Source organism: Williamsia sp. SKLECPSW1 (assembly GCF_054332755.1).
In genome coordinates this window covers 696,072-720,341 of record NZ_JBTGLI010000001.1, presented here as the reverse complement: position 1 = coordinate 720,341, position 24,270 = coordinate 696,072, and the positions used below count along the sequence as shown (strand labels likewise).

The 24,270-nt window shown below is 70.5% G+C and carries 20 protein-coding genes; 9 read left to right on the top strand and 11 right to left on the bottom strand.

What is annotated here, in order from left to right; translation table 11 throughout:
• Window positions 1–39 precede the first annotated feature (39 nt).
• Entirely contained in the window at window positions 40–3,996 is a 3,957-nt protein-coding gene (locus ACXVUM_RS03190) for a DNA-directed RNA polymerase subunit beta' (RefSeq protein WP_458520425.1), read from the top strand.
• 148 nt (window positions 3,997–4,144) lie between these two features.
• On the opposite strand, the gene ACXVUM_RS03185 is transcribed toward ACXVUM_RS03190, so the two are convergent.
• Window positions 4,145–5,029: a type IV toxin-antitoxin system AbiEi family antitoxin gene (locus ACXVUM_RS03185; RefSeq protein ID WP_458520424.1), complete on the bottom strand. Its 885-nt coding sequence runs from the start codon at window positions 5,027–5,029 to the stop codon at window positions 4,145–4,147.
• A gap of 243 nt (window positions 5,030–5,272) precedes the next feature.
• Between ACXVUM_RS03185 and ACXVUM_RS03180 the strand changes: the two genes are divergently transcribed.
• Window positions 5,273–6,454 (top strand): NAD(P)/FAD-dependent oxidoreductase, encoded by a 1,182-nt coding sequence (locus tag ACXVUM_RS03180; protein ID WP_458520423.1) that lies wholly within the window; start codon window positions 5,273–5,275, stop codon window positions 6,452–6,454.
• A gap of 136 nt (window positions 6,455–6,590) precedes the next feature.
• Here ACXVUM_RS03180 and ACXVUM_RS03175 read toward each other — a convergent pair whose 3' ends face one another.
• From ACXVUM_RS03175 to ACXVUM_RS03160, 4 genes are all read right to left on the bottom strand, one after another.
• Window positions 6,591–7,700, bottom strand: coding sequence for an amidohydrolase family protein (locus ACXVUM_RS03175; protein ID WP_458520422.1), 1,110 nt, complete (start codon window positions 7,698–7,700; stop codon window positions 6,591–6,593).
• Window positions 7,701–7,704: 4 nt separating this feature from the next.
• Entirely contained in the window at window positions 7,705–9,051 is a 1,347-nt protein-coding gene (locus tag ACXVUM_RS03170) for a glutamine synthetase family protein (protein ID WP_458520421.1), read from the bottom strand.
• Window positions 9,052–9,081: 30 nt separating this feature from the next.
• Entirely contained in the window at window positions 9,082–9,528 is a 447-nt protein-coding gene (locus ACXVUM_RS03165; RefSeq protein WP_458520420.1) for a VOC family protein, read from the bottom strand.
• An 80-nt stretch (window positions 9,529–9,608) separates the two neighbouring features.
• The gene (locus ACXVUM_RS03160; RefSeq protein WP_458520419.1) at window positions 9,609–10,586 is read right to left on the bottom strand and encodes an alpha/beta hydrolase-fold protein; all 978 of its coding nucleotides are present in this window, start codon (window positions 10,584–10,586) and stop codon (window positions 9,609–9,611) included.
• 157 nt (window positions 10,587–10,743) lie between these two features.
• Between ACXVUM_RS03160 and ACXVUM_RS03155 the strand changes: the two genes are divergently transcribed.
• Together ACXVUM_RS03155 and ACXVUM_RS03150 are read left to right on the top strand one after the other, a co-directional pair.
• A complete protein-coding gene (locus tag ACXVUM_RS03155; RefSeq protein WP_458520418.1) occupies window positions 10,744–11,856 on the top strand; it encodes a DNA polymerase IV in 1,113 nt (370 codons plus the stop codon).
• A gap of 30 nt (window positions 11,857–11,886) precedes the next feature.
• Window positions 11,887–12,783, top strand: a complete 897-nt coding sequence (locus ACXVUM_RS03150; RefSeq protein WP_458520417.1) for an undecaprenyl-diphosphate phosphatase — start codon at window positions 11,887–11,889, stop codon at window positions 12,781–12,783.
• 57 nt (window positions 12,784–12,840) lie between these two features.
• Here ACXVUM_RS03150 and ACXVUM_RS03145 read toward each other — a convergent pair whose 3' ends face one another.
• Entirely contained in the window at window positions 12,841–13,560 is a 720-nt protein-coding gene (locus tag ACXVUM_RS03145) for a type 1 glutamine amidotransferase (protein ID WP_458520416.1), read from the bottom strand.
• 86 nt (window positions 13,561–13,646) lie between these two features.
• Here ACXVUM_RS03145 and ACXVUM_RS03140 point away from each other — a divergent pair, with 86 nt between their 5' ends.
• Together ACXVUM_RS03140 and ACXVUM_RS03135 are read left to right on the top strand one after the other, a co-directional pair.
• The gene (locus tag ACXVUM_RS03140) at window positions 13,647–15,272 is read left to right on the top strand and encodes an acyl-CoA dehydrogenase family protein (RefSeq protein ID WP_458520415.1); all 1,626 of its coding nucleotides are present in this window, start codon (window positions 13,647–13,649) and stop codon (window positions 15,270–15,272) included.
• A gap of 148 nt (window positions 15,273–15,420) precedes the next feature.
• The gene (locus tag ACXVUM_RS03135) at window positions 15,421–16,335 is read left to right on the top strand and encodes an NAD(P)/FAD-dependent oxidoreductase (RefSeq protein WP_458520414.1); all 915 of its coding nucleotides are present in this window, start codon (window positions 15,421–15,423) and stop codon (window positions 16,333–16,335) included.
• Window positions 16,336–16,437: 102 nt separating this feature from the next.
• Here ACXVUM_RS03135 and ACXVUM_RS03130 read toward each other — a convergent pair whose 3' ends face one another.
• Both ACXVUM_RS03130 and ACXVUM_RS03125 read right to left on the bottom strand, forming a co-directional pair.
• Window positions 16,438–16,923, bottom strand: a complete 486-nt coding sequence (locus ACXVUM_RS03130) for a SixA phosphatase family protein (protein WP_458520413.1) — start codon at window positions 16,921–16,923, stop codon at window positions 16,438–16,440.
• On the bottom strand, window positions 16,920–17,201 hold the full coding sequence (locus tag ACXVUM_RS03125) for a hypothetical protein (protein WP_458520412.1): 282 nt from the start codon (window positions 17,199–17,201) through the stop codon (window positions 16,920–16,922). The genes ACXVUM_RS03130 and ACXVUM_RS03125 overlap by 4 nt, the downstream gene beginning before the upstream one ends.
• A gap of 147 nt (window positions 17,202–17,348) precedes the next feature.
• Between ACXVUM_RS03125 and ACXVUM_RS03120 the strand changes: the two genes are divergently transcribed.
• The 3 genes from ACXVUM_RS03120 to ACXVUM_RS03110 are packed head-to-tail and all read left to right on the top strand — an operon-like array spanning window position 17,349 to window position 20,546.
• On the top strand, window positions 17,349–18,236 hold the full coding sequence (locus tag ACXVUM_RS03120) for a DMT family transporter (RefSeq protein WP_458520411.1): 888 nt from the start codon (window positions 17,349–17,351) through the stop codon (window positions 18,234–18,236).
• Window positions 18,237–18,246: 10 nt separating this feature from the next.
• Window positions 18,247–19,125 (top strand): DMT family transporter, encoded by an 879-nt coding sequence (locus ACXVUM_RS03115; protein WP_458520410.1) that lies wholly within the window; start codon window positions 18,247–18,249, stop codon window positions 19,123–19,125.
• Window positions 19,122–20,546 carry a dihydrolipoyl dehydrogenase family protein gene (locus tag ACXVUM_RS03110; protein ID WP_458520409.1) on the top strand — a complete coding sequence of 475 codons (1,425 nt, stop codon included), beginning with the start codon at window positions 19,122–19,124 and terminating at the stop codon, window positions 20,544–20,546. Before ACXVUM_RS03115 ends, ACXVUM_RS03110 begins: the two co-directional genes overlap by 4 nt.
• Window positions 20,547–20,567: 21 nt before the next feature.
• On the opposite strand, the gene ACXVUM_RS03105 is transcribed toward ACXVUM_RS03110, so the two are convergent.
• From ACXVUM_RS03105 to ACXVUM_RS03095, 3 genes are all read right to left on the bottom strand, one after another.
• A complete protein-coding gene (locus ACXVUM_RS03105) occupies window positions 20,568–20,777 on the bottom strand; it encodes a dodecin (protein ID WP_458520408.1) in 210 nt (69 codons plus the stop codon).
• A gap of 298 nt (window positions 20,778–21,075) precedes the next feature.
• Window positions 21,076–22,446 (bottom strand): FAD-binding oxidoreductase, encoded by a 1,371-nt coding sequence (locus ACXVUM_RS03100; RefSeq protein ID WP_458520407.1) that lies wholly within the window; start codon window positions 22,444–22,446, stop codon window positions 21,076–21,078.
• Window positions 22,447–22,455: 9 nt separating this feature from the next.
• Window positions 22,456–24,201: an AMP-binding protein gene (locus ACXVUM_RS03095; RefSeq protein ID WP_458520406.1), complete on the bottom strand. Its 1,746-nt coding sequence runs from the start codon at window positions 24,199–24,201 to the stop codon at window positions 22,456–22,458.
• Window positions 24,202–24,270: the final 69 nt, after the last annotated feature.

Below are 24,270 nucleotides of genomic sequence, written 5' to 3'. Positions count from 1 at the left end.
CCAGCCCTCATCGACCCAGAGCAACACGAGAGGCAACACGTGCTCGACGTCAACTTTTTCGACGAACTGAAGATCGGTCTCGCGACCGCCGACGACATCCACCGGTGGAGCTACGGCGAGGTCAAGAAGCCGGAGACCATCAACTACCGCACCCTCAAGCCGGAGAAGGACGGGCTCTTCTGCGAGAAGATCTTCGGCCCCACCCGGGACTGGGAGTGCTACTGCGGCAAGTACAAGCGCGTCCGGTTCAAGGGCATCATCTGTGAGCGCTGCGGCGTCGAGGTGACCCGCGCGAAGGTGCGTCGTGAGCGGATGGGCCACATCGAGCTGGCCGCACCCGTCACCCACATCTGGTACTTCAAGGGCGTCCCGTCGCGCCTGGGCTACCTGCTGGACCTGGCGCCGAAGGATCTCGAGAAGATCATCTACTTCGCCGCCTACGTCATCACCTCGGTCGACGACGAGCTCCGCCACAACGAGCTGTCGACGCTGCAGGCCGAGATGGAGGTCGAGAAGAAGGGTGTCGCCGACACCCGTGACTCCGACCTCGAGGAGCGCGCCAAGAAGCTCGAGGAGGACCTCGCCGAGCTCGAGCGCGAGGGTGCCAAGGCCGACGCGCGTCGCAAGGTGAAGGACGGCGGCGAGCGCGAGATGCGCAAGATCCGCGACACCGCGCAGCGTGCGCTCGACGAGCTCGACGAGATCTGGGACAAGTTCACCAAGCTCGCCCCGAAGGACATGATCATCGACGAGCGGCTCTACCGGGAGCTGCAGGACCGCTACGGCGAGTACTTCACCGGCGCGATGGGTGCCGAGGCGATCAAGAAGCTCCTCGAGACCTTCGACATCGACGCCGAGGCCGACATCCTGCGGGACACCATCCGCAACGGCAAGGGCCAGAAGAAGCTGCGCGCGCTCAAGCGACTCAAGGTCGTCGCGGCGTTCCAGATGTCGGGCAACTCCCCGCTCGGGATGGTCCTCGACGCGGTGCCGGTGATCCCGCCGGAGCTGCGTCCGATGGTCCAGCTCGACGGTGGTCGCTTCGCCACCTCGGACCTCAACGACCTGTACCGCCGCGTCATCAACCGCAACAACCGCCTCAAGCGACTGATCGACCTCGGCGCGCCCGAGATCATCGTCAACAACGAGAAGCGGATGCTGCAGGAGTCGGTCGACGCCCTGTTCGACAACGGTCGTCGCGGCCGCCCGGTCACCGGACCGGGCAACCGCCCGCTGAAGTCGCTGAGCGATCTGCTCAAGGGCAAGCAGGGTCGTTTCCGTCAGAACCTGCTCGGCAAGCGCGTCGACTACTCGGGCCGTTCGGTCATCGTCGTCGGCCCGCAGCTCAAGCTGCACCAGTGCGGTCTGCCGAAGCTGATGGCGCTCGAGCTGTTCAAGCCGTTCGTGATGAAGCGTCTCGTCGACCTGAACCAGGCGCAGAACATCAAGTCGGCCAAGCGCATGGTGGAGCGTCAGCGCCCCGCCGTGTGGGACGTCCTCGAAGAGGTCATCGCCGAGCACCCGGTCCTGCTGAACCGCGCGCCGACGCTGCACCGTCTGGGCATCCAGGCGTTCGAGCCGCAGCTCGTCGAGGGCAAGGCGATCCAGCTGCACCCGCTGGTGTGTGAGGCCTTCAACGCCGACTTCGACGGTGACCAGATGGCCGTGCACCTCCCGCTGTCGGCGGAGGCGCAGGCCGAGGCCCGCATCCTGATGCTGTCGTCGAACAACATCCTGTCGCCGGCGTCGGGTCGTCCGCTCGCCATGCCGCGTCTGGACATGGTCACGGGTCTGTACTTCCTGACCACCCAGAAGGACGGGGCGATCGGCGAGTACACCGCGTCGTCCGACGACGACGTCGAGCGCGGCGTCTACTCGACCCCGTCCGAGGCCATCATGGCCATGGACCGCGGCGTGCTGTCGGTGCAGGCGAAGATCAAGGTGCGGCTGACCGATCAGCGTCCGCCGGCCGACGTCGAGGCCGAGCACTTCCCGGACGGGTGGACCCTCGGGCAGGCGTGGACGATCGAGACCACCCTGGGCCGCGTGCTCTTCAACGAGCTGCTGCCGCGGGAGTACCCGTTCGTCAACGAGCAGATGCCGAAGAAGCGTCAGGCCGTGATCATCAACGACCTCGCCGAGCGGTACCCGATGATCGTGGTCGCGCAGACCGTCGACAAGCTCAAGGACGTCGGCTTCTACTGGGCCACCCGCTCGGGTGTCACCGTGTCGATGGCCGACGTGCTCGTGCCGCCGACCAAGGGCGCGATCCTCGACAAGTACGAGGAGCGGGCCGACGGTCTGGAGCGCAAGTTCCAGCGCGGTGCGCTCACGTCGGAGGAGCGTCGTGACGCCCTCGTCGAGATCTGGAAGCAGGCCACCGAAGAGGTCGGCGCCGCGATGGAGGCGTACTACCCCGAGGACAACCCGATCGCGATGATCCCGAAGTCGGGTGCGACGGGCAACATGACCCAGGTCCGCAACCTGTCGGGCATGAAGGGTCTGGTGACCAACCCGAAGGGTGAGTTCATCCCGCGTCCCATCAAGTCCTCGTTCCGCGAGGGCCTGACGGTTGCGGAGTACTTCATCAACACCCACGGCGCCCGCAAGGGCCTGGCGGACACGGCTCTGCGTACCGCCGACTCGGGCTACCTGACCCGTCGACTCGTCGACGTCAGCCAGGACGTCATCGTGCGCGAGACCGACTGTGGCACCGAGCGCGGCATCGTCGTCACGCTCGCCGAGAAGCAGGCCGACGGCACGCTGATCCGCGACCCGCACGTCGAGACGTCCGCCTACGCGCGGACCCTCGCGTCGGACGCACTCGACGCCGACGGCAACGTCGTCGTCGAGCGTGGCCACGACCTGGGCGACCCGGCCATCGAGGCACTCCTCGCGGCCGGTATCACCGAGGTCAAGGTGCGGTCGGTGCTGACCTGCACGACGGGCACCGGCGTGTGCGCGATGTGCTACGGCCGTTCGATGGCGACCGGCAAGCTCGTCGACATCGGCGAGGCGGTCGGCATCATCGCCGCCCAGTCGATCGGTGAGCCCGGTACCCAGCTCACGATGCGCACGTTCCACCAGGGTGGCGTCGGCGACGACATCACCGGTGGTCTGCCGCGTGTCCAGGAGCTGTTCGAGGCCCGTGTCCCCAAGGGCAAGGCCCCGATCGCCGAGGTCGCCGGCCGGATCCGTCTCGAGGACGACGATCGGTTCTACAAGATCACGATCATCCCCGACGACGGTTCGGAAGAGGTCGTCTACGACAAGATCTCGAAGCGTCAGCGTCTGCGCGTGTTCCGTCACGACGACGGCTCCGAGCGTCTGCTGGCCGACGGTGACCACGTCGACGTCGGACAGCAGCTCATGGAGGGCGCAGCGGATCCGCACGAGGTCCTGCGCGTCATGGGCCCGCGTCAGGTGCAGGTGCACCTCGTGAACGAGGTGCAGGAGGTGTACCGGAGCCAGGGTGTGTCGATCCACGACAAGCACATCGAGACGATCGTCCGTCAGATGCTGCGTCGCGTGACGATCATCGACTCCGGCGCCACCGAGTTCCTGCCCGGTTCGCTCACCGAGCGTGCCGAGTTCGAGGCGGCCAACCGTCGCGTCGTCGGCGAGGGCGGCGAGCCCGCAGCCGGACGTCCGGTGCTCATGGGCATCACGAAGGCCTCGCTGGCCACCGAGTCGTGGCTGTCGGCGGCGTCGTTCCAGGAGACCACGCGTGTCCTGACCGACGCGGCGATCAACAGCCGCAGCGACAAGCTGGTGGGTCTGAAGGAGAACGTGATCATCGGCAAGCTGATCCCGGCCGGCACCGGCATCAACCGGTACCGGAACATCCAGGTGCAGCCGACCGAGGAGGCGCGTGCCGCCGCGTACGCGGTGCCGTCCTACGACGACACCTACTACAGCCCGGACGGCACCTTCGGTGCCCCGTCGGGTGCTGCGGTCCCGCTGGACGACTACGGCTTCTCGTCCGACTACCGGTAAGAACTGAGTCACGGAACGGCCCCCACCTCCGGGTGGGGGCCGTTCTGCGTCTCCACCCCGCCGACCGGGCCGAAAACCGCCGCCGACCGGGCACAAACTCCCCGCCGACCGGGCCGAAACTCCCCGCCGAGCGGGCGCGTCGTACCTCTCAGGCGCTGCGACGGCGCGGCGCGCGGGTCTCGAGGAGGTCCCGGAGGGTGGCGAGGAACCCGATCGGGTCCTCCGACAGCTGTCGGCTGTTGCGGCGCTCGGTGTGCCAGCCGAGTCGCGCGGTCTCACGGTCGCGGGCTGCGTCGGCGGCACGCTGCTCCGCGCTGTAGTGGAACTCGAACCCGTCGAACTCGACGCCGATCTTCTCCTCGCGATAGGCGTGGTCGAATCGGGCGACAATCCGGCCGGTCGCGTCGAAGACGTTGACCTGGGTCTCGGGCCTGGGCAGACCGTCGGCGAGGATCAGATGACGTGTCCAGCTCTCGCCCGACGACTCCGCGCCGGGGTCGATCCACGGGATCAGACCGCGGATCTGCCTGATCCCGCGAACTCCCGGGTGATCCACGACGAACCGCCACAGCTCGGCGAGGTCGAGATCGGTTGCGCGGGTGAGGTCGTCGAGATGCGCGAGGGCAAGCCAACCGGGTGTCCGGCGACCCAGGTCGTAGGCGGTGCGCACCGGCGACGTCGTCGGCATGCCGTCGACGACCACGACGTCCACGGGGTCGAGGTCGGCTCGGATGATGCGCACGTTCCGTGACCGTCGCCCCTGGCCGTTCGGGTGGCGGAGCAGCTCGACGTGGTCGCCGTGGTCGAAGAACGTCGCGCCGTGGAGCACAGCGGCGCTGACCCCGCCCACCACGGTGTCGGGACCCGCGCGGAGCCATGCCGCGCGGATCGTCTCCACCGAGCTCAGCGGCACGCCGGGCTCGGCATACACGCCACGGTGGAGACGGAGGTAGTCCCGCGCGACGACGCGCGGTGTCATGCCGGCGGGCAGGCCCTGCGCGGTGACGAGGAACGGACGGATGGGATCGCTCATACACATTGGACGCACCACCGAGCGCGTCGGATCCCTCGATCGGGTGACCGATCGCGTCGGCCCGCTCGGCGAGGGGTTCTGGCCCGTTCGGTGATCGGTTCTGGCCCGATCGGCGGGGGGTTTCGGCCCGTTCGGCGGTGGGTTCTGGCACGCTCGGCAGTGGGTTTCGGCCCGGTGGGCGGGGTGAGCAGGGTGAGCATCTGACGATGCGTGGGTTCGACCCAGAGCGGGTACCCCTGCCACATGGACACCGCACTGCTCGTCGTCGGCACCGGACCCGCGGGGGTGGCCGCAGCACAGGCCTACCGCGAGAACGGTGGCCGCGGCCGCGTCGTGATCACCACGCCCGAACCGCACGCACCCTACTGGCGGCCTCCCCTGAGCAAGGACTTCCTGCGTGGCGAGTCCGACCTCGAGGCCATCGCTCTGCAGCCGGCGTCGTTCTATCGCGACAACGACATCGAACTCCGCACCGAGTCCGCGATCACCGGCCTCGACCCGGATCGTCACGAGGCGCGGACCGACGACGACGTCATCGCCTACGACCGTGCGGTCATCGCGACCGGGGCCGCACCGGTTCCGCTCCCCGCCGCCGGTGGGGAGCGAGTGCCCACGGTCCGATCGGTCGTCGACGCCGACGCGCTCCGCGGATGGGCGGCGCGTTCGTCGTCGGCGCTCGTGATCGGGGGCGGCTTCATCGGGTGCGAGGCGGCGGCGTCACTCGCGGCACGTGGGGTGACGACCACGGTGGTCGGCCCCGACGACGTCCCGCAGCGACGACGCCTCGGTGTCGACGCGGGCACACGGCTGGCGAGAATCCTCGACGACGCCGGGGTGCGGTACGTCGGCGGCGCACACGTCCGGTCGGTGTTGGGGATGCCGGGGGACGGCATGGCCGCCGTGCTCGACTCGGGTGTGACCGTCGACGTCGACCTGATCGTCGCGGCCACCGGTGTCACCCCACGGACCGATCTGGCGGTGGGTGCGGGCCTGGCGATGCGGTCGGAGCGGATCGCGGTGGACGCGTCGATGAGGACCTCGGCGCGTGACGTGTATGCCGCGGGCGATGTCGCGTCGGCGATCAACGCGACCGCCGGCAGGCCCATACCCACCGAACACTGGCAGGACGCCGAGGACCAGGGGCGGGTGGCGGGTGCCGCCGCGGCCGGGGCGGACGCACAGTGGGACGCGGTTCCCGGTTTCTGGACCGAGATCGGCGACGAGACGGTGAAGTACAGCTCGTGGGGTGACGGGTACGCCGAGGCGATCGCCGTCGACCACGCCGACGGAGGGCTGACCGTCTGGTACGTCGACGCCTCGGGCGTGGCCGTCGGGGTGCTCACACATCACTGCGACGACGACTACGAGCGCGGCGGCGATCTCATCGCGCGGGGCGCGCCGGCACCGGTGTCGTCCCGGCGCTGACCGGGGATCGGCACACTCGGCAGGAAGTTTCGGCCCGGTCGGCGGGCAGTTGTGCCCGCTCGGGGGTGGGTTGTGGCCCACTCGGGGAGGTCGCTGACGGGGCGGTGCGCCGGTGGGTGACGCCGGGGGACCGCGGTCAGAGGCCGTAGACGCGGCGGGCGTTGCCGTGTGCGATCAGGTCGGCGACGCCGATCGCGTCGTCCACCGACCACTCGTCGGCGTCGACGAATCCCGACAGCACCTCCGCCAGCCCGTCACGCCACAGGGCCGCGCCGAGGTGGTGGAACTCGGCGGGTCCGCATCCGTCGGAGGAGTAGAGCAGCTTGGTGAACGGGGCCATCTCGAGCAGACGCCCGATGAACGACCCCGACCGCGACCCGAGGTGGTGGATCGCCAACCCGCCGTCGAGGTGTACGGATCCGAACGCCTGCGCCAGGTAGCCGGCCTGCCGCTCGAACGGGTAGCAGTGCAACAGCATGATCGGCACATCGCCTGCGCCCCGGAGGAACTCGTCGAGCAGCAGCGGATCGGTCGCCGCCAGACGTGCGTCGCGGTCACCGAAACCGACGTGGAACTGCAGCGGCAACCCGACATCGAGCGCACGGTGCAGTCCGAACCGCAGCAGCACCCGATCGGTCAGGCGCACACCGCCCTCGGCCCGCCACCGTTCCGCTGCCGGCTCGACGAGCCGCGCCGGTGGATCCGACAGGTCGCCGCCGAACCCGCCGCGGTAGGCGATCACCGACTTCGTCGCGACGGCGGAGGCGGTTCGGCGACGGAGGATCTCGACGAACTCGTCGGCGTAGGCGCCGGGGGACGCCGCGGCCTGCTCGGCGACCTCCTCGAGCCGGACCACCTCGTGCGCGACGCCACCGCCGAGGCGTGCGAGATCATCGGGGTCGGCCAGGCCGGCATCGACACCGGTGTCCACCAGCCACGTCGACACCCCCGTGGCCGACAGGAACCGGCGCGACACCTCGTCCTCGCCGAGCTCGGCCCGACGGGCGCAGTAGTCCACCGGGGTGGCGTGTCGCGGCAGATCCAGCAGGGGCGCGCAGCGGGCGCGCACGGCGAAGCCGAGTTGCGTGTGCCACCCGGACGCGGCCGCCGTGACGGGGTCGGTGTCCGCCTCGTTGAGTGCTGCGGCCAGACGTGCGGCGTCGCCGTCGGCCGCCCATCGTCCGTGGACGTGGTGATCGATCAGTTCGACGCGGGAGACGTGCTCCCGCACGGCGTCGACGGGCACGTGCTCAGACGCTCCACGCCATCCGGAACTCCTCGGCCAGCTCGGCGGGGGAGCGGTCGCCGTAGATCGACGCCTCGTACCGCCGCACCGCGAGCGTCGCCTCGACGACCTCGTCGCCGAGCACCTCCCGGGCGAGCGACGACGCCTCGAGGGCGTCGAGCATCGCCGACTGGTCGCCGGTCAGCAGCACCGTTCCCGCGGCGTCGCGCTCGGCGTCGGACTGCGCCGCCGGGTCGACGGTGGTCTCCGGAGGCAGGGCGACGCCACGGTCGATCCCGTCGGCGGCCAGACCGAGGATCGCCGCGGACGCGAGATAGGTGTTGGCCGAGGGATCGACGATCTTCACCTCGACGTTGGCGCCGAGCGGGTTCGCCGGACGGCCCTCGATGAACCGGACCGAGGCCTCACGGTTCTCGGTGCCCCAGCAGGCGTACGCGCCGGCCCAGAACCCGGGCAGCACACGCAGACCCGAGAGGATGGACCCGCACAGGACCGACTGCACCTCCGGCAGGCCCGCGACCACACCGCCGATCGCGGAGCCGCCCCGGCCGGTCAGTCCGTGCGGCCCGTCGCCCCCGGAGAAGAGGGGACCGTCGGCGTCGGCCAGCGAGAAGTGCTGGTGCGCACCGTTGCCGACGCCGTCGTGGAACGGCTTCGGCGAGAAGCAGGCGCGCATGCCGTGGCGCCGCGCCGCGCGGCCGATCACCATCCGGGCCGCCACCACCTGATCGGCCGCGGCGACCGGCGACAGCGGTGCCAGCGACACCTCGAACTGGTTGCTGCCGTACTCGGGATGCATCTGCGCCAGTTCGACACCCGCCCGTCGCGCCGAGGCCACGACGTCGCGCACGAACGCCTCGTGTTCGAGGACCCCGGCGAGCCCGTACTGCGCCCACATCGTGGCCGGCATCGCGGCGGCCGCCTCGTCGAGCAGGGTGAACTCCAGTTCGTGCCCGACGAGCGCGCTCAGCCCCGCCGCCGACAGCCGCTCCTCGACACGACGCAGCGTGGTGCGCGCGCACGCAGCGACCGGGGCGAACGACTGGTCGACGAATTCGGCCGGTGCCCACGCGACGTGGTCGCCGATGATGCGGACGGCGTCGAGGTCGACGCGGATGCGCTGATCGCCGACGGCGCCGAAGCGGTCGGTGTAGGCGATCCCGGTCCTGTCGATGGTGAAGACGTGCCAGACCGGACTGACCCCGAGCCCCGCGTCGGCGAAGGCGGGGACCCGGGCGACGTCGACGACCTTGGCGTGGGTCAGTCCGGCGGGGTTGACGACGGTGCCCACGAGCATCTCGACGCCCGCGCTCTGCAGGTGCCCGAGGACGTCGGTGCGGATGGTGGCCATGGGGACACAGTCTGCCCCAGGCCGGGCGGGTCAGGCGTGCCGATAGGGCAGGTACTGCACCGACCACTCGTTGCCGTCCGGATCGGCGAAGTACACGAAGTGGCCCCACGGCTGGACGTCGACCTCGCTGACCTCGACGCCGGCGTCGGCGAGATGTGTTCGCGCCGCCTCGATGTCGGTCACGCAGATCATCAGGCCCTTCACCGAACCGGGCTCACCGCCCACGAGGCCGTCCCCGAACGCGATGGAGCAGTTCGAGCCGTTCGGGGTCATCTGGACGAAGCGGACCGGGGTGTCGCCGGGGTTGCCCGGCGCACCCGGCGGCACGACGTGGTCGTGGTCGGGGTTGAAGCCGACGCGGGTGTAGAACTCCTTGGCCCGGTCGGCGTCGCTCACCGGCAGCATGACGACCTCGAGGGTCCACGGACCCCCGGGGACCGTGGTGGATGCGGCTGCGGCGGGTTCTGTGCTGGTCATCGCTTCGTTCCTCTCGTCTCAGGTGGTGACGCGGAGGACGATGTCACCCGACGCGGACAACGACGGTCCGCGTTCGTGGCTCAGCCGTTGCGGAACCAGCCGGCCTGGTCGATGCGCCAGATCTCGGCCTGCCAGAACTGCCAGGCGTGGATGCCGACGGGCCAGAAGCTCGACCGCACGTTCGCACCCGCGGCGCGGGCCGCCAGGGCGAAGGTCTGGGACTGCTCCTGCGAGACCACCTCGAGCGCCGAGCCCGACAAGCCGGTGCCGAACGTCGCGATGTTGGTCGGCGGGCCGTTCCAGATGCCTGCGGCGGCGTAGATCCAGAAGTGACGGCCGCGCATCGCGCCCAGGTTCAACCACGGGTCGTTCTGGAAGGCCTTGATGTTGGGGAAGATGCCCCACATGTCGTTCAGGTCGTAGCGGCCGGAGTCGAACGCCGCGGCGCGCAGCATGGTCTGCATGCCGGGCGCGGTCGGATGCGGGAAGCCCGACATGGAGACCGCGCGGGTGTAGAGGTCGGGGCGGTTGGTGGCCAGCATGATGGCCGGGGCCGCCGACATCGACAGGCCCACCAGGGTGCGGTTGCGCGAGAACCCGAGGCGGTTCAGGTAGTCGGGCAGGCTGCCCGTCAGCACACTGTTCCAGCGGTAGGGGCGCGTCTGGCCGGCCGACGGACTCGGGGCGTCCCAGTCGGCGTAGAAGCTGGACTGCCCGCCGACGGGCATGACCACGTTGTAACCGTGCTGGCACAGGAACGCGACGTTGGTCTCCTTCTCCCAGCCGTTCACGTCGTTGGTGGCGCGCAGGCCGTCGAGGAAGATCACCGTCGGCGCCTGGGCCGGGTTGGTCGTCGTCGACGCCCAGGTGCGGATGACCGGGTTCGGCATCCCGTAGCCGTTGATCGTGGCCGACTTGAACGTCGGCGCGGGGCGGGGGCCCCAGGCGCTGGCCGTGCCGGTACCTACCGTGACCAGCCCGAACGCCGCGATCAACGCGACGATCAAAGCGGACAGGACTGGTCGTACGCGGCGCGCGCGTCGGCTCGCGAAGGTCATGCGACTACCACTTCGTCTCGGGCCCGGGCGGGCAACTCATCGTGCCGGTGGACCACACGGCACGTCTGAGCAGCGCAGACACGCAAATCCGTACGTCCCCCGACGTCGTGTGTCTGTGCGGCACCCGACACGATCCCACACGCGGGACAATGGCTCAATGGCGGCGAGGGCACGCGAGGGTCACGTCACAACAACCGATGCCGACAATCCGCGCGAGTCGGTACGGCACCGATGGATCCTGCATGTCGACCTCGATCAGTTCCAGGTCTCCGTCGAGCGGCAGCGCGCCCCCGAGCTCGTCGGCGTCCCGGTCGTCGTCGGCGGCACCGGCGATCCACTGGCCCCTCGGACGGTGGTCACCTGCGCGTCGTACGAGGCGCGCGACGTCGGGATCCGCGCCGGGATGCCGCTGCGCGCCGCGCACCGCAAGCTCCCCGACGCGGTCTACCTGCCCACCGACCACGAGGCCTACGACATCGCCTCCGACGAGGTGATGTCGGTGCTGCGGGGGCTGGGCGTGCCCGTCGAGGTGTGGGGCTGGGACGAGGCGTACGTCGGCGCCGACGTCGACGACCCGCATGCGCTCGCCGCGTCGATCCAGCGCCGCATCCGGGAGGAGACCGGTCTGACGTGCGCCGTCGGCATCAGCGACAACAAGCAGCGGGCGAAGATGGCCACGAACTTCGCCAAGACCCAGCCCCTCGGTACCGATCGCGTCGACATCCTGACAACCGCCACCTGGATGGAACGGATGGGTCATCGGCCCTGCCGGGAGCTGTGGAGTGTCGGCCCGAAGACCGCGCAGAAGCTCACCGCGATGCAGGTCGACACCGTCGCCGATCTCGTCGCGACGCCCCGCGAGGCGCTCGTCGACCGGTTCGGCAACCACCAGGGAACCTGGCTGTACGTGCTGGCGCGCGGCGGTGGCGACTCGACGATCACCGAGGAACCGCATGTGGCGCGGTCGCACTCGAAGGTGCAGACGTTCCCGACCGACATCACCGACGTCGACGAGTTGCACCGCCGGGCGTCGGAGTTGACCGCCGATGTCCTCGCGCTGGTGCGCGCTGAGGGGCGCACCGTCTTCCGGGTGGCGGTCACCGTCCGCACAGCGACCTTCTTCACCCGCACGAAATCACGCAAACTGCCCACGCCGACAACCCATCCGGCCGACATCGAGCCGTCGGTGCACACTCTTCTCGACCGCTTCGAGTTCGACCGGCCCGTTCGGCTGCTCGGGGTGCGGCTGGATCTGGTGCTCGGCGACTGACGCGTCGGGCCCGTCGACGAGAGGATGTCCGTGAGTTCGCTGACCTACACCCAGTCGGTGGTGATGGGCCTGCTGCAGGGGGTCACCGAGCTGTTCCCGGTGTCGAGCCTCGGCCATTCGCTGCTCGTGCCCGCGTGGATCGGCGGCAACTGGGAGACGCTGGTGACGCAGTCGAACAGCAAGGGACACACACCGTTCCTCGCGTTCCTCGTGGCCCTGCACGTCGCGACCGCACTCGCGTTGGTCGTCTGGTACCGCCGCGACTGGGTGGCCATCGTCCGAGGGTTCGTCGGCAGCGTCGTGCGCCGCCGCATCGACACCCCCGACGCGCGGCTCGCCTGGTTGCTCATCGTGGGCACGGTGCTCGTCGGGATCGTCGGACTCGTCGCCGAGAAGCCTCTGCGGCAGGTGTTCGCGACACCGCTGGCGTCCGCGGTGTTCCTCGTCGCGAACGGGTTCGTGCTCCTGGCCGCCGAGGTGCTGCGACGTCGGGTCGCGACGGGTGCGCACGCCGCCACGGTCGACGCCGAGGCCGACCCCGACGCCGAGATCGACTCCCTGCGCTACCGCGACGCCTTCACGATCGGCGCGGCGCAGGTCCTCGCGCTGCTGCCGGGCATCTCCCGCTCGGGGGCGACGATCTCGGCGGGCCTCCTGCGCGGTCTGGACCACGAGGCGGCGGCGAAGTTCGCGTTCCTGCTGGCCACCCCCGTCATCCTCGCGGCCGGCGTGCTGAAGATCCCGGAGCTGTTCGGCCCCGCGGGGGACGGCATCGGCGGACAGGTGATCGTCGGGGCGGTGTGCGCCTTCGTCGCGGCGCTCGTGGCGGTGGCGTTCCTGGAGCGGTTCTTCCGCACCCGGACGATGTACCCGTTCGTCGTCTACTGCCTCGTCGCGGGCGTGATCAGCGTCGTCGCCTTCGCCTGACCCGCGCCGCCCCGTCCCCGGACGTCGAGTGGGCGGTAACCGACGTCGAGTGGGCGGTCAGGTCTCGAGCAGACCGCCGTCGAGGACCCCGTCGAGCAGTCGGGCGCAGCGTGCGGCCAGGGGCGTGTGGTCGGTCTCGATGCGCGCGGCGAGGTCGTCGACGTCGATGCCGAAGTCGGCCTGCACCTGCTTCTCGGAGTCGCGCGTCCAGCCCTGACGCCACGCCGCGAACGATGCGGCGGTGATCTCGGGGTGGAACTGGGTCCCGACGACCCGTCCGCGGACGAACGCCTGCAGGCCGGCGTCGTTGTGCGCGAGGCGCCGGGCGGCGGGTGGGAGCGTGAAGTGGTCGAAATGCCACTGCATCCACGGCCCGTCGTCGATCCACGGCGCGGCGCCGGCGTCGGGGGTCAGACCCACGAACCCGACCTCGGGTCGCGGTGACCGCGCGACGACCCCGCCCAGGACGCGGCTGAGGACCTGCCCGCCGAAGCAGACACCGAGCGTCGGGGTGCCGGCCTCGACGACGCGGGCGAGGTAGGCGCGTTCGGGGCCCAGCCACGGCAGCGTGTCGTCGTAGGCGGAGTCGACGGACCCCAGCACGACGACCGCCTCGACCGTCGCGGGGTCGGGGAGGTCGTCGGACGGGTGGAGGACGCTCGGTGTGAGTCCGCGGCCGCGGAGGGCGTCGGCGAGCGACCCGGCCTCGACACGACCGCGGTCGCGGTCGTCCTCGTGTGCCAGGACGAGGGCGGTTCCGGGAGGTGGGCGCATCATCACCGGCGAGGGTAGATCCGACGACGACCCGTGGCAGATCGAACCCTGTACTGGTCGACGCGACTGTGGTGGAGGACACTGTTCGCATGGCCGACACCCATTCCGTGTTCAATCAGGTCCCGCCCTTCGTCGGGCACAACGCCGCCGACCACCCCGCGCTCGGTGAGGCTCTCGTCCGCGAGGGTGGCGAGTGGGGCCTCGGCGAGGTGCAGGCGCTCGGCGCGCTCGCCGGCACCGAGGAGGCGATGCGCTGGGGCGAACTCGCCGACCGCAACCGCCCCGTGCTGCACACCCACGACAAGTTCGGGCACCGCATCGACGAGGTCGAGTACGACCCCGCGTACCACCGGCTGATGGCCACGGCGACCGAACACGGGCTGCACTCGGGTCCGTGGACCGATCACCGACCCGGCGCGCACGCGGTGCGGTCGGCGAAGCTGGCCGTGTGGAACGTCGAGGCGGGCCACCTGTGTCCCATCTCGATGACCTATGCGGTGGTGCCGGCGCTGCGACACGCGCCGGACCTCGCGGAGATCTACGAACCGCTGCTCACCGTGCGCGACTACGACCCGGTCCTCGCCGTCCCGACGAGCAAGCGCGCGCTGACCGCCGGCATGTCGATGACCGAGAAGCAGGGCGGCTCCGACGTCCGCGCCAACCAGACGTCGGCGACGCCCACCGGCGACGGCACGTACACGATCGTCGGGCACAAGTGGTTCACCTCCGCACCGATGAGTGACTTCTTCCTGACCCTCGCGCAGGCACCCGGCGGCCTGTCGTGCTTCTTCGTCCCGCGCGTGCTGCCCGACGGCACCCGCAACCGGCTGCGGTTGCAGCGGTTGAAGGACAAGCTCGGCAATCACGGCAACGCCTCGTCGGAGATCGAATACGACGACGCCACAGGCTGGTTGATGGGCGAGGAGGGTCGCGGGGTGCGGACCATCATCGAGATGGTCAGCCTCACCCGTCTCGACTGCGCGGTCGCGAGCGCGTCGGTGATGATGACCGGTCTCTCGCGGGCGATGCACCACGCCCAGCACCGCAGCGCGTTCGGCGACTACCTGATCGACCAGCCGCTGATGCGCAATGTTCTCGCCGATCTCGCGATCGAGGCCGAGGCCGCCATCGCGGTGTCGATGCGCATGGCCGGCGCGACCGACGCCGCCGAGCGCGGCGACGAGCGCGAGGGACTCATCCGACGGATCGGATTGCCCGCCACCAAGTACTGGACGTGCAAGCGTGCGCCGGTGTTCGCCGCCGAGGCCATGGAATGCCTCGGGGGCAACGGGTACATCGAGGACTTCGGGATGGCGCGGCTGTTCCGGGAGTCGCCGCTCGCCGGGATCTGGGAGGGCAGCGGCAACGTCAGTGCGCTGGACATGCTGCGCGCCATGGCGACCGCGCCGAAGTCGGTCGAGGCGATCACCGACGAACTCGACTCGGCGCTCGGTCTCGACGAGCGGTACGACGCGCACGTCGCGTCGATCAAGTCGCAGCTCGGCGACCTCGAGCACGTCGTCATCGGGGCACGTCGCCTGGCCGAGTCGCTGTGCGTCGGACTGCAGGGGGCGCTGCTGCTGCGCCACGGTCACCCCGCGGTGGCCGAGGCGTTCGCCGCCACCCGCCTCGCCCGCAACTGGGGCAGCGCGTTCGGCACCCTGCCGCCGGGTCTCGACCTGTCGCCGATCCTCGAACGCGCGTTGGTGAAGTAACCACCCGTCTGTTGGGCGGCAGGAACCGTTCATTGGGCGGCAGGAACCGTTCGTTGGGCACCCGGGGCCGTTCGTCGGGCGGCAGGAACCGTTCGTCGGGCCGCTTCGGCGTCGGCCGGATGCCATGGGCACGCGGTTACCGTGTGACATGAGCAGCGCAGAGGTGACCGTCGTCGGGGCCGGGATGTCGGGGGCGGCCTGCGCTGTGGAACTCGTCCGCGCGGGAGTCGAGGTGCGCCTCGTCGACCGAGGGCGGGCGCCCGGCGGGCGTATGGCGTCGCCGACGCTGCACGACCGCCGCGTCGACATCGGTGCCGGCTACTTCACGGTGCGGGACAACGGATTCCAGGACGTCGTCGACGACTGGCGGGAGCGCGGTCTCACACGTCCGTGGACGGACACGTTCGGCGTGCTCGCGCCCGGCGAGTCCCCGTCGACGTCGTCCGGCCCGATGCGCTGGGCGACCGACGGGGGTCTGCGGTCCCTGGTCCGTGACGTCCTCGGTGACGTCGCCGTCGAGACCGCCGATCTGGCGACCCTGCCCGACGGTCACGTGGTCGTCGCCATGCCGGACCCGCAGGCCGTGCGCCTCGTCGAGGTGCCGGACGCCGTCGAGTACGAGCCGGTGATCGCCGTCGTCGTCGGCTTCGACGACCCGCTCGACCTGCCGTTCGCGGACGCCGCCTTCGTCAACGACCATGCCGACGTCGCGTTCCTCGCCGACGACGGGTCGCGGCGCGGCGACGGCGCACCGGTGCTCGTCGCGCACACCACGCCGGATCGGGCGCGGGCGCACCTCGACGATCCCGACGCGGCGGTCGCGCCTGTCGTCGACGCTCTGCGGGACCTGCTCGGGGTGGGGACGCCGGTGTGGGCGCATGCGCACCGGTGGACGTTCGCGAAACCCGCCGCGCAGCATGGTCTCTCGTGTCATATCGCCGTCGACGGCGATCGGCTCGTCGGACTCGCGGGCGACCAGTGGTGCCCCGAGGGCGCGCCGCGCGTCGAGAGCGCGTGGCGATCGGGCGTCGACCTCGCCGCGGCTCTGCTCCCGCGCCTCTGAGCGTCCACCCGACTGTTCCCACCGCCCACCGAACGGTTCCTGCCGCCCACCGAACGGTTCCTGCCGCCCAACGGACGGTTCCTGCCGCCCAACGAACGGCGGTCAGCGGGGGACGAACAGACCGCGGAAGGTCGCGGTGTCGTCGGCGGAACACCCGAGCCGATCCCACGGTGCCGACACCGACAGCACCGCGTAGGCCGACGTGACGAAGTGGTCGACCTCGGCGGCCGGGTCGAGTGTGCGGGCGGTCATCGGCATGCCGGGCTCGTGCCCGACGACCAGCACCGTCGACGCGTCGGCCGGGACGTGCACACGGATGGCCTCGAGCACGTCCTCGGGCCAGCCGCCGTAGACGTCCTCGACGAAGGTCACCGACGGCGCCTCGATGCCGGTCCGCTCGAGGGTCTGCCGGGTGCGCACCGCCGTCGAACACACCACCGCGTCGGCGGCGAGCCCGTCGCGCCGCATCCACTCACCGGCGAGCGCTGCCTCGCGACGGCCGCGGTCGGCGAGGGGGCGGTCGCGATCGGCGACACCGTCGGGGTAGCCGGACTTGCCGTGCCGCATCAGCACGAGGGTGCGGGTCATGCGCTGCGACGCCACGCGTCCTGCGTCCGACCGGCCCGTCGCAGCGTGGTCGCCGTGGCCCGCCAGGCCGACGCCTCCTGCTCGAGGTGGCACGCGGTCTCGTCGTCGCCGGCGTCGCGAGCGTGATCGGCCTCACGGCGGAGTTCGACGTCCTCGTCGAGGGCGAACCCGACCAACTCTGCACGGGCGGCGATGTCGTCGACGGCTGTACGGATCTGCGACTGCGACAGCGTCGCGAGCAGTTCCAGCTCGCGGATCAGGGCACCGTCGTCGCGCATGTCACACACGGTAGGACGCCGGTCCGACACGGGGGAAACACCTGGCCCGGCGCGGCGCGAACTGCTGCGTCTGAGAGTTGGGTGAGGATTCCCCAGCGCTGTCGCCGCCGGCTGCCGACCACCCCTCTCGGCCAGTACCGTTGCCGGATGCACCTGATCCTGCCCGCGGCCCTCGCCGTGGCGTCGGCGCTGCTGGTGGCCACCGGCACGCTGGTCCGGCAGCGATCCTCCACACCCTCGGGTGGCATCACCCGCCGCTGGTGGCTCGGTGTCGCCATCGCAGCCGGTGGATTCGTGCTGCAGGCCGCTGCGCTGTCGCTCGGGACGCTGCTGCTCGTCCAACCGCTCATCGTGTTGTCGGTGCTCTTCGCGCTGCCGATGGAGGCGCACCTGGACCACCGCCGACTGAGCTTCCCGGAGTGGAAGTGGGGCATCGTCCTCACCCTGTGCATCGCGGCGTTCGTGTTGATCACCATGCCGACACCGGCCCATCGCCGCCTCGACGCGGGTGTGCTGGCCGGCACGATCGTCACGGTCGTCGTGGTGCTCGCGGGCCTGGTGATCGCCGCCCGGATGGTCACCCTGCACCACCGTGCGCTGCTGTACGGATCCGCGTCGGGGCTGCTCACCGGTGTGCAGTCTTTCCTGGTGAAGTCGGTGATGACGCAGTTCGGCGACGGCCTTGCGCGGCCCTTCACGCATCCGGAGCTCTACCTGATCCTGGTGGTCGCCTCCGCCTCGGTGGTCACCCAGCAGCTCGCGTTCGCCGCGCACGACCTGCAGACGTCGTTCCCCGCAATGACGGTGATGGAACCCGCCGTCGCGATGGCGCTGGGCGTGTTGCTGCTCGGTGAGCGGGCGAACGTCGACGTCGTCGAGGGTGTCGTGGTGGGGATCGTGCTGCTGATCATGGGGTACGCCGTCGTCGTGTTGGCGAAGTTCGCGGCCGACCGCGAGACCGAGTTCGAGTCCCACCCCGACCACGACCTGCCGACACCGTCGTTGAGTTCGGCCGCCCGCCCGCCGGGCCGTTAGCCTCGGAACAGTGCACACGTGGATCCCCGCCGTCCTCGCGATCGGCGCCGCCGCGCTGATCGCGCTGGGCACGGTGCTCCGTCAACGAGCGTCCTGTGCCGGCGGCGCCATCACCGTCATGTGGAGCATCGGTGCGGCGGTCGCGCTCCTCGGATTCGGCCTGCAGGCCGGTGCCCTCGGTCTCGGGTCGATCCTGCTGGTGCAGCCGATCGTCGTCCTCGCAGTGCTGTTCGCGCTGCCCATGGAGGCCGTCCTCGACCACCGACGCCCCACCTGGACCGAGTGGGGGTGGGGCGGCGTGTTGGTCGTCTGCGTCGGGCTGTTCCTGCTCCTGGCCGACCCGCAGGAGGTCGAGCGTCGCCCCGATCATCTGCTCATCGCGGGCACGGTCCTGGCGGCCATCGCGCTGCTCGTGGGGCTCGTGGTCGTCGCGGAGAAGGCCGACGACCACCATCGCGCCCTCTGCTACGGCCTCGTCGCCGGCACCCTGTTCGGCATCGGTGCGCTGCTCATCAAGGCCGTCGTCTACCAGGTCCTGCACGACCCGCTGCATCTCTGGTCGCGGCCGGAGGCCTACCTGTTCGCGGTGGTGGCTGTCGGCGGGATCGTCGCCCAGCAACGCAGCTTCGTCGCCGGCGAACTGCAGACGTCGTTCCCGGCGATGACGGTCATGGAACCGGCGGTCTCGATGGCGCTCGGTGTGACACTGCTCGGCGAGTCGGTCCGCGTCGGCTGGTGGCAGAACGGGCTGATGGTCGTCGCGCTCGCCGTCATGGTGGTCGCCGTGGTCGTCCTCGCGCGTATCTCCGCGATCCGGGGCACCGGTGACGCGACGACATCCGCGGGGCCGGTGACAAGTTCGGGAATCCATAGCACTGTGGGGTCGTGAGCTCACCGGACATGACCGACACCTACGACGTGATCGTGCTCGGCGGCGGGGCCGTCGGCGAGGTCGCCGCACAGTTCGCCGTCGCGAACTCCGATCGCACCGCCGCGATCGTCGAGAACCAACTGCTGGGTGGTGAGTGTTCGTACTGGGCGTGCATGCCCAGCAAGGCGCTGCTGCGGCCGGTGGAGATCGCGGCCACCGCCCGCCACCTCGACGGGGTCACCGTCGCGGCCGGGATCGACGCGTCGGCGCTGATGTCCCGCCGCGACACCTGGGTCAGCCACTACTCCGACTCCTCGCAACGCAAGTGGGCACGTGACACCGGCATCGACGTCGTCACCGGAACCGGGAAACTCGTCGCCGAGAAGACCGTCGAGGTGACGGGCGGCGACGGGCCCCGCACGCTGACGGCGCGCCACGCGGTGATCGTCGCGACCGGCAGCACCGCCTCGGTGCCGAAGCAATTCGCCGACGTCGCCCCCTGGACGTCGCGCGACGCCACCGGCGTCCGCGAGGTACCCGAGTCGTTGATCATCGTCGGGGGCGGTGTCGTCGCGTGTGAGGCCGCGACGTGGATGAGTGCGATGGGCAGCACCGTCACGATGCTGGTCCGCAGCACCCTGCTCGGCTCGCTCGACGACTTCGCCGGCGAGGCGGTCAATGAGGCGCTGCGCGACGCAGGTGTGGACATCCGCCTCGGCGTCGACATCACGGCAGCACGTCGTGAGTCCGTCGCCGACGCCGGCGGTGCGACCGGTGTGCCGCACGGCGGTCCGGTCACCGTCACCGTCGACGGGCAGGAGATCACCGCGGCCGAGATCCTCGTCGCGGCGGGGCGCCATCGCACTGTCGACGACATCGGGCTCGACGCCGTCGGCGTCACCGACCCGTCGAAGGTGTCCGCGCCCGAGGGGTACGACGGTGTCGACTGGTTGTACTCGGTGGGCGACGCCTCGTTCGGACCGATGCTCACCCACTGGGGGAAGTATCAGTCGCGCATCGTCGGTCAACGCATCGCCGCCCTCGCCGAGGGCCGGACCCCGCCGCCGGTGCCGGCGCATCCGCCGGTCCCGCAGGTGGTCTTCACCGATCCGCAGGTCGCATCGTCGGGGCTGTCGGAGGCACAGGCTCGTGAGCGCTACGACGAGGTCACGGTGATCACGAAGCCGATCACCGCCGCCGCCGGGATCGGGCTGCTCCGCGACGACGCCACGGGCACAGCACGGATCGTCGTCGACGACGCCACCCGCACCATCGTGGGGGCGACGTTCGTCGGCCCGGAGGCGGGCGAGTTGATCCACGCGATGACCGTCGCGATCGTCGGCAGGGTGACCGTCGACGACCTGTGGCACGCGGTGCCGAGCTACCCGACGGCCGCCGAGATCCACCTGCGACTGCTCGAGGGCTACTTCGGGTACTGACCCGCCGCGCGCCGAGCGGTGTCAGTCACCCAGGCGGAAGCCGAGTTTCAGCGTCACCTGGAAGTGTGCGACCCGCCCGTCCTCGACGTGACCGCGGGTCTCGGTGACCTCGAACCACTCGATGTTGCGCAGGGTCTCGCTCGCACGGGCGATCGCGGTGTGGATCGCCTCGTCGGTGCTGGTGGTCGAGGACCCGACGACCTCGGTGACCCGGTACACGTGATCGCTCATGGCATCTCCTGACTCGCGGTGTGGCCTGCCCGTCCGACGCTATGCGCCGGCACCGACGGGGGTCGCCGATTGCTCCGACGTGATCGGATCGGGACGCGCGGTCACCGCTCCGCTTCCAGGGTTCTCGCTCGACGCCTTGGGGTTCCCGCTCCACTTGCTCAAGGACGCTCCGACTGCAGGCGGAGCGTCCTCGAACAAGTGGAGCGCTTTCACTGGAAGTGGAGCGTGTGCCCTGGAGGTGGAGCGGCGACCCTGGAGGTGGAGCGTCTACACCGGAAGTGGAGCGGGCGCCGACGGGTCAGAACATCGCACCCGGGTTGAGGATGCCGTCGGGGTCGAGGGCGGCCTTCACCTTCCGGGAGATGTCCATGACGTCCTCGCCGACCTGGTTCGGCAGCCAGGCCTTCTTCATGCGGCCGGTGCCGTGTTCGCCGGTGATGGTGCCGCCCAACGCGATCGCCAGGTCCATGATCTCGCCGAAGGCGACGTCGCCGCGGGCGCGCTGCTCGGGGTCGTCGGGGTCGACGACGATCAGCGGGTGGGTGTTGCCGTCGCCGGCATGGGCGATCACGGAGATCATCACCTGACGGTTCTCCGCGATGGCGGCGATCCCGTCGACCAGGGCGGGCAGGCTCGGCAGCGGGACGCCGACGTCCTCGAGCAGCAGCGTGCCCTTCTTCTCCACGGCCGGGATGGCCATCCGCCGGGCGACGGTGAAGGCCTCGCCCTCCTCGGGGTCGTCGGTGGAGAACACCTCGGAGGCGCCGTGCCGCTCGAACGCCTCGACGATGACCGCGATCTCCTCGGCGGCGGCCGCCCCGGGGGCGTCGCTCTGGGCGACCAGCAGGGCGCCCGCGTCCCGGTCGAGGCCCATCGTCAGCTGGTCCTCGACGGCGTTGATGGCGACGGCGTCCATGAACTCGAGCATCGCCGGACGGATCCTGTTCGTGATCGCGAGAACAGCCTCGGTCGCGTCGTGGACCGAGGCGAAGCTGCCGACGACGGTGCACGCGGGGGGCTGCGGGGGCAGCAGTCGCAGGGTCAGCTCGGTGATGATCCCGAGAGTCCCCTCGCTCCCGACGAACAGCTTCACCAACGACAGGCCCGCGGAGTCCTTGAGGCGCGGGCCGCCCAACCGCACGACGCGCCCGTCGGCGAGGACCACCTCCATGCCGAGGACGTAGTCGGTGGTGACGCCGTACTTCACGCAGCACAGCCCGCCGGCGTTGGTGGCCGCGTTGCCGCCGATGGAGCAGATCTCGAATGACGACGGGTCCGGCGGGTACCAGAGGCCGTGCTCGGCGACGGCCGCCTTCACCTCGGCGTTGAGCAGACCGGGCTGCACGGTGGCCGTGCGCATCACCGGGTCGACGTGGATGTCGCGCATCTTCTCGGTGGTCAGCACGATCGCGCCGTCGACGGCGCTCGAACCACCGGAGAGCCCGGTGCCGGCGCCGCGCGGCACCACCGCCACACGGTTCGCCGCGCACCATCGGACCGCGGCGGCGACGTCGTCGGTGCTCGTCGCGCGGATCACCGCGAGCGGGGTGCCGGCATGCGGATCGAGCGCCCGGTCCTGGCGGTAGCCGGCGACGACGTCGGGGTCGGTGACCACCGCGCCGCCGGGCAGCGCCGCGATCAGGTCGTCGAGTGCGATGGTGGCCGTCATCACCCCAGGCTAGCTCCGGCCGGGGGCCGGAGCGGCCGGTCGGACATCCTCCTCGCGGTACTCGGTGACCTCGCCGGCGTTCTCCGCGGCGCGCAGTTCGACGCGGCGGATCTTGCCGCTGATCGTCTTCGGCAGTTCCCCGAAGGTGATGCGACGGATGCGTTTGTACCCGGCGAGGTGGTCGCGGCTGTGGGCGAAGATCGCGGCGGCGGTGGTGGCGTCGGGCTCCCATCCGGCGGCCAGGACGATGTAGGCCTTCGGGACCGACAGGCGCAGTTCGTCGGGTGCCGGGACGACGGCGGCCTCCGCGACCGCATCGTGTTCGAGCAGAACGGATTCCAGCTCGAAGGGGCTGATGCGGTAGTCGCTGGACTTGAAGACGTCGTCGGTGCGGCCGACGTAGGTGATGTAGCCCTCGGCGTCGCGGCTGCCGACGTCGCCGGTGTGGTACCGGCCGCCGGCCATCGCGGTGGCGGTGCGGTCGGGGTCGCCGTGGTATCCCACCATCAACCCGAGTGGACGCTGCGCGAGGCTCACGCAGATCTCACCCTCGTCGACGCCCGCCTCGCCCGTCGCCGGGTCGACGAGATCGATGACGTAGCCGGGGCACGGTCGTCCCATCGACCCGTCCTTGATCGGCTGGCCGGGTGTGTTGGCGATCTGCACCGTGGTCTCCGTCTGACCGAAGCCGTCGCGGATGGTGACACCCCACGCGTCGCGGACGCGGTCGATCACCTCGGGGTTCAGCGGTTCCCCGGCGCCGACGGCCAGTCGCGGCGGGGTGCTCAGGCGGCTCAGGTCGCTCTGGATGAGCATGCGCCACACCGTCGGTGGGGCGCAGAACGTCGTCACCCCGCACCGCTGCATCTGTGCCATCAGCGCGCCCGCGTCGAAGCGGGTGTAGTTGTACAGGAACACGCACGCCCCGGCGTTCCACGGCGCGAACACGTTCGACCAGGCGTGCTTGGCCCAGCCGGGGGACGAGACGTTCAGGTGCACGTCGCCGGGTTGCAGGCCGATCCAGTACATCGTCGACAGGTGTCCGACGGGATAGGACGCGTGCGTGTGCTCGACGAGCTTCGGACGTGACGTGGTCCCGGAGGTGAAGTACAGCAGCAGGGTGTGGTCGGCACGGGTCTCGGCGGCGACGAACCCCTGCGGATCGTCCAGCGCGCCCGCGTCGGGGTAGTCGAGCCAGCCCGGATCGCCGGCGCCGACGGCGATCCGGGTGGGGGAGCGGCCGTCGTCGAGCGAGGCGAGCGCCTCGTCGATGGTCGACGACAACTCACCGCGCACGATCACGTGGTCCACGCCGCCACGGGTGAGGCGGTCGGCGGCGTCGGCCCGCGAGAGCTGAGTGGTCGCCGGGATGACGACCGCGCCCAGGCGGATCGCGGCCAGCATCACCTCCCACAGCTCGACCTGGTTGGCCAGCATCAGCAGGATCCGCTCGCCGGGTGCGACGCCCTGCTCGCGCAGCCAGGCCGCGATGCGCACCGACCGGTCCCGCATCTGGGGGAACGAGAAGCGTGCCTCGCCGCCGTCCTCCTCCACCAGCCACAACGCAGGACGGTCGTCACCGGCGGCCTCGCGGTCGGCGGCGAGCACGTCGAACCAGTCGGTCGCCCAGTTCCAGCGGTCCAGTTCCGGCCAGGCGAACGCCGCTCGGGCTGCGTCGAGGTCCTCGGCGTTGTCGAGGAGCGCGGCGCGGGCCACGCGGAACCGCTCGGTGGGACTGGTCGCGCGCATCGGCATCCTCCGGCTCGTGTCGATCGGCCGGCGTCCGGTCGTCGATCGTTTACTAGGAGTTCCTAGTGTACGGTG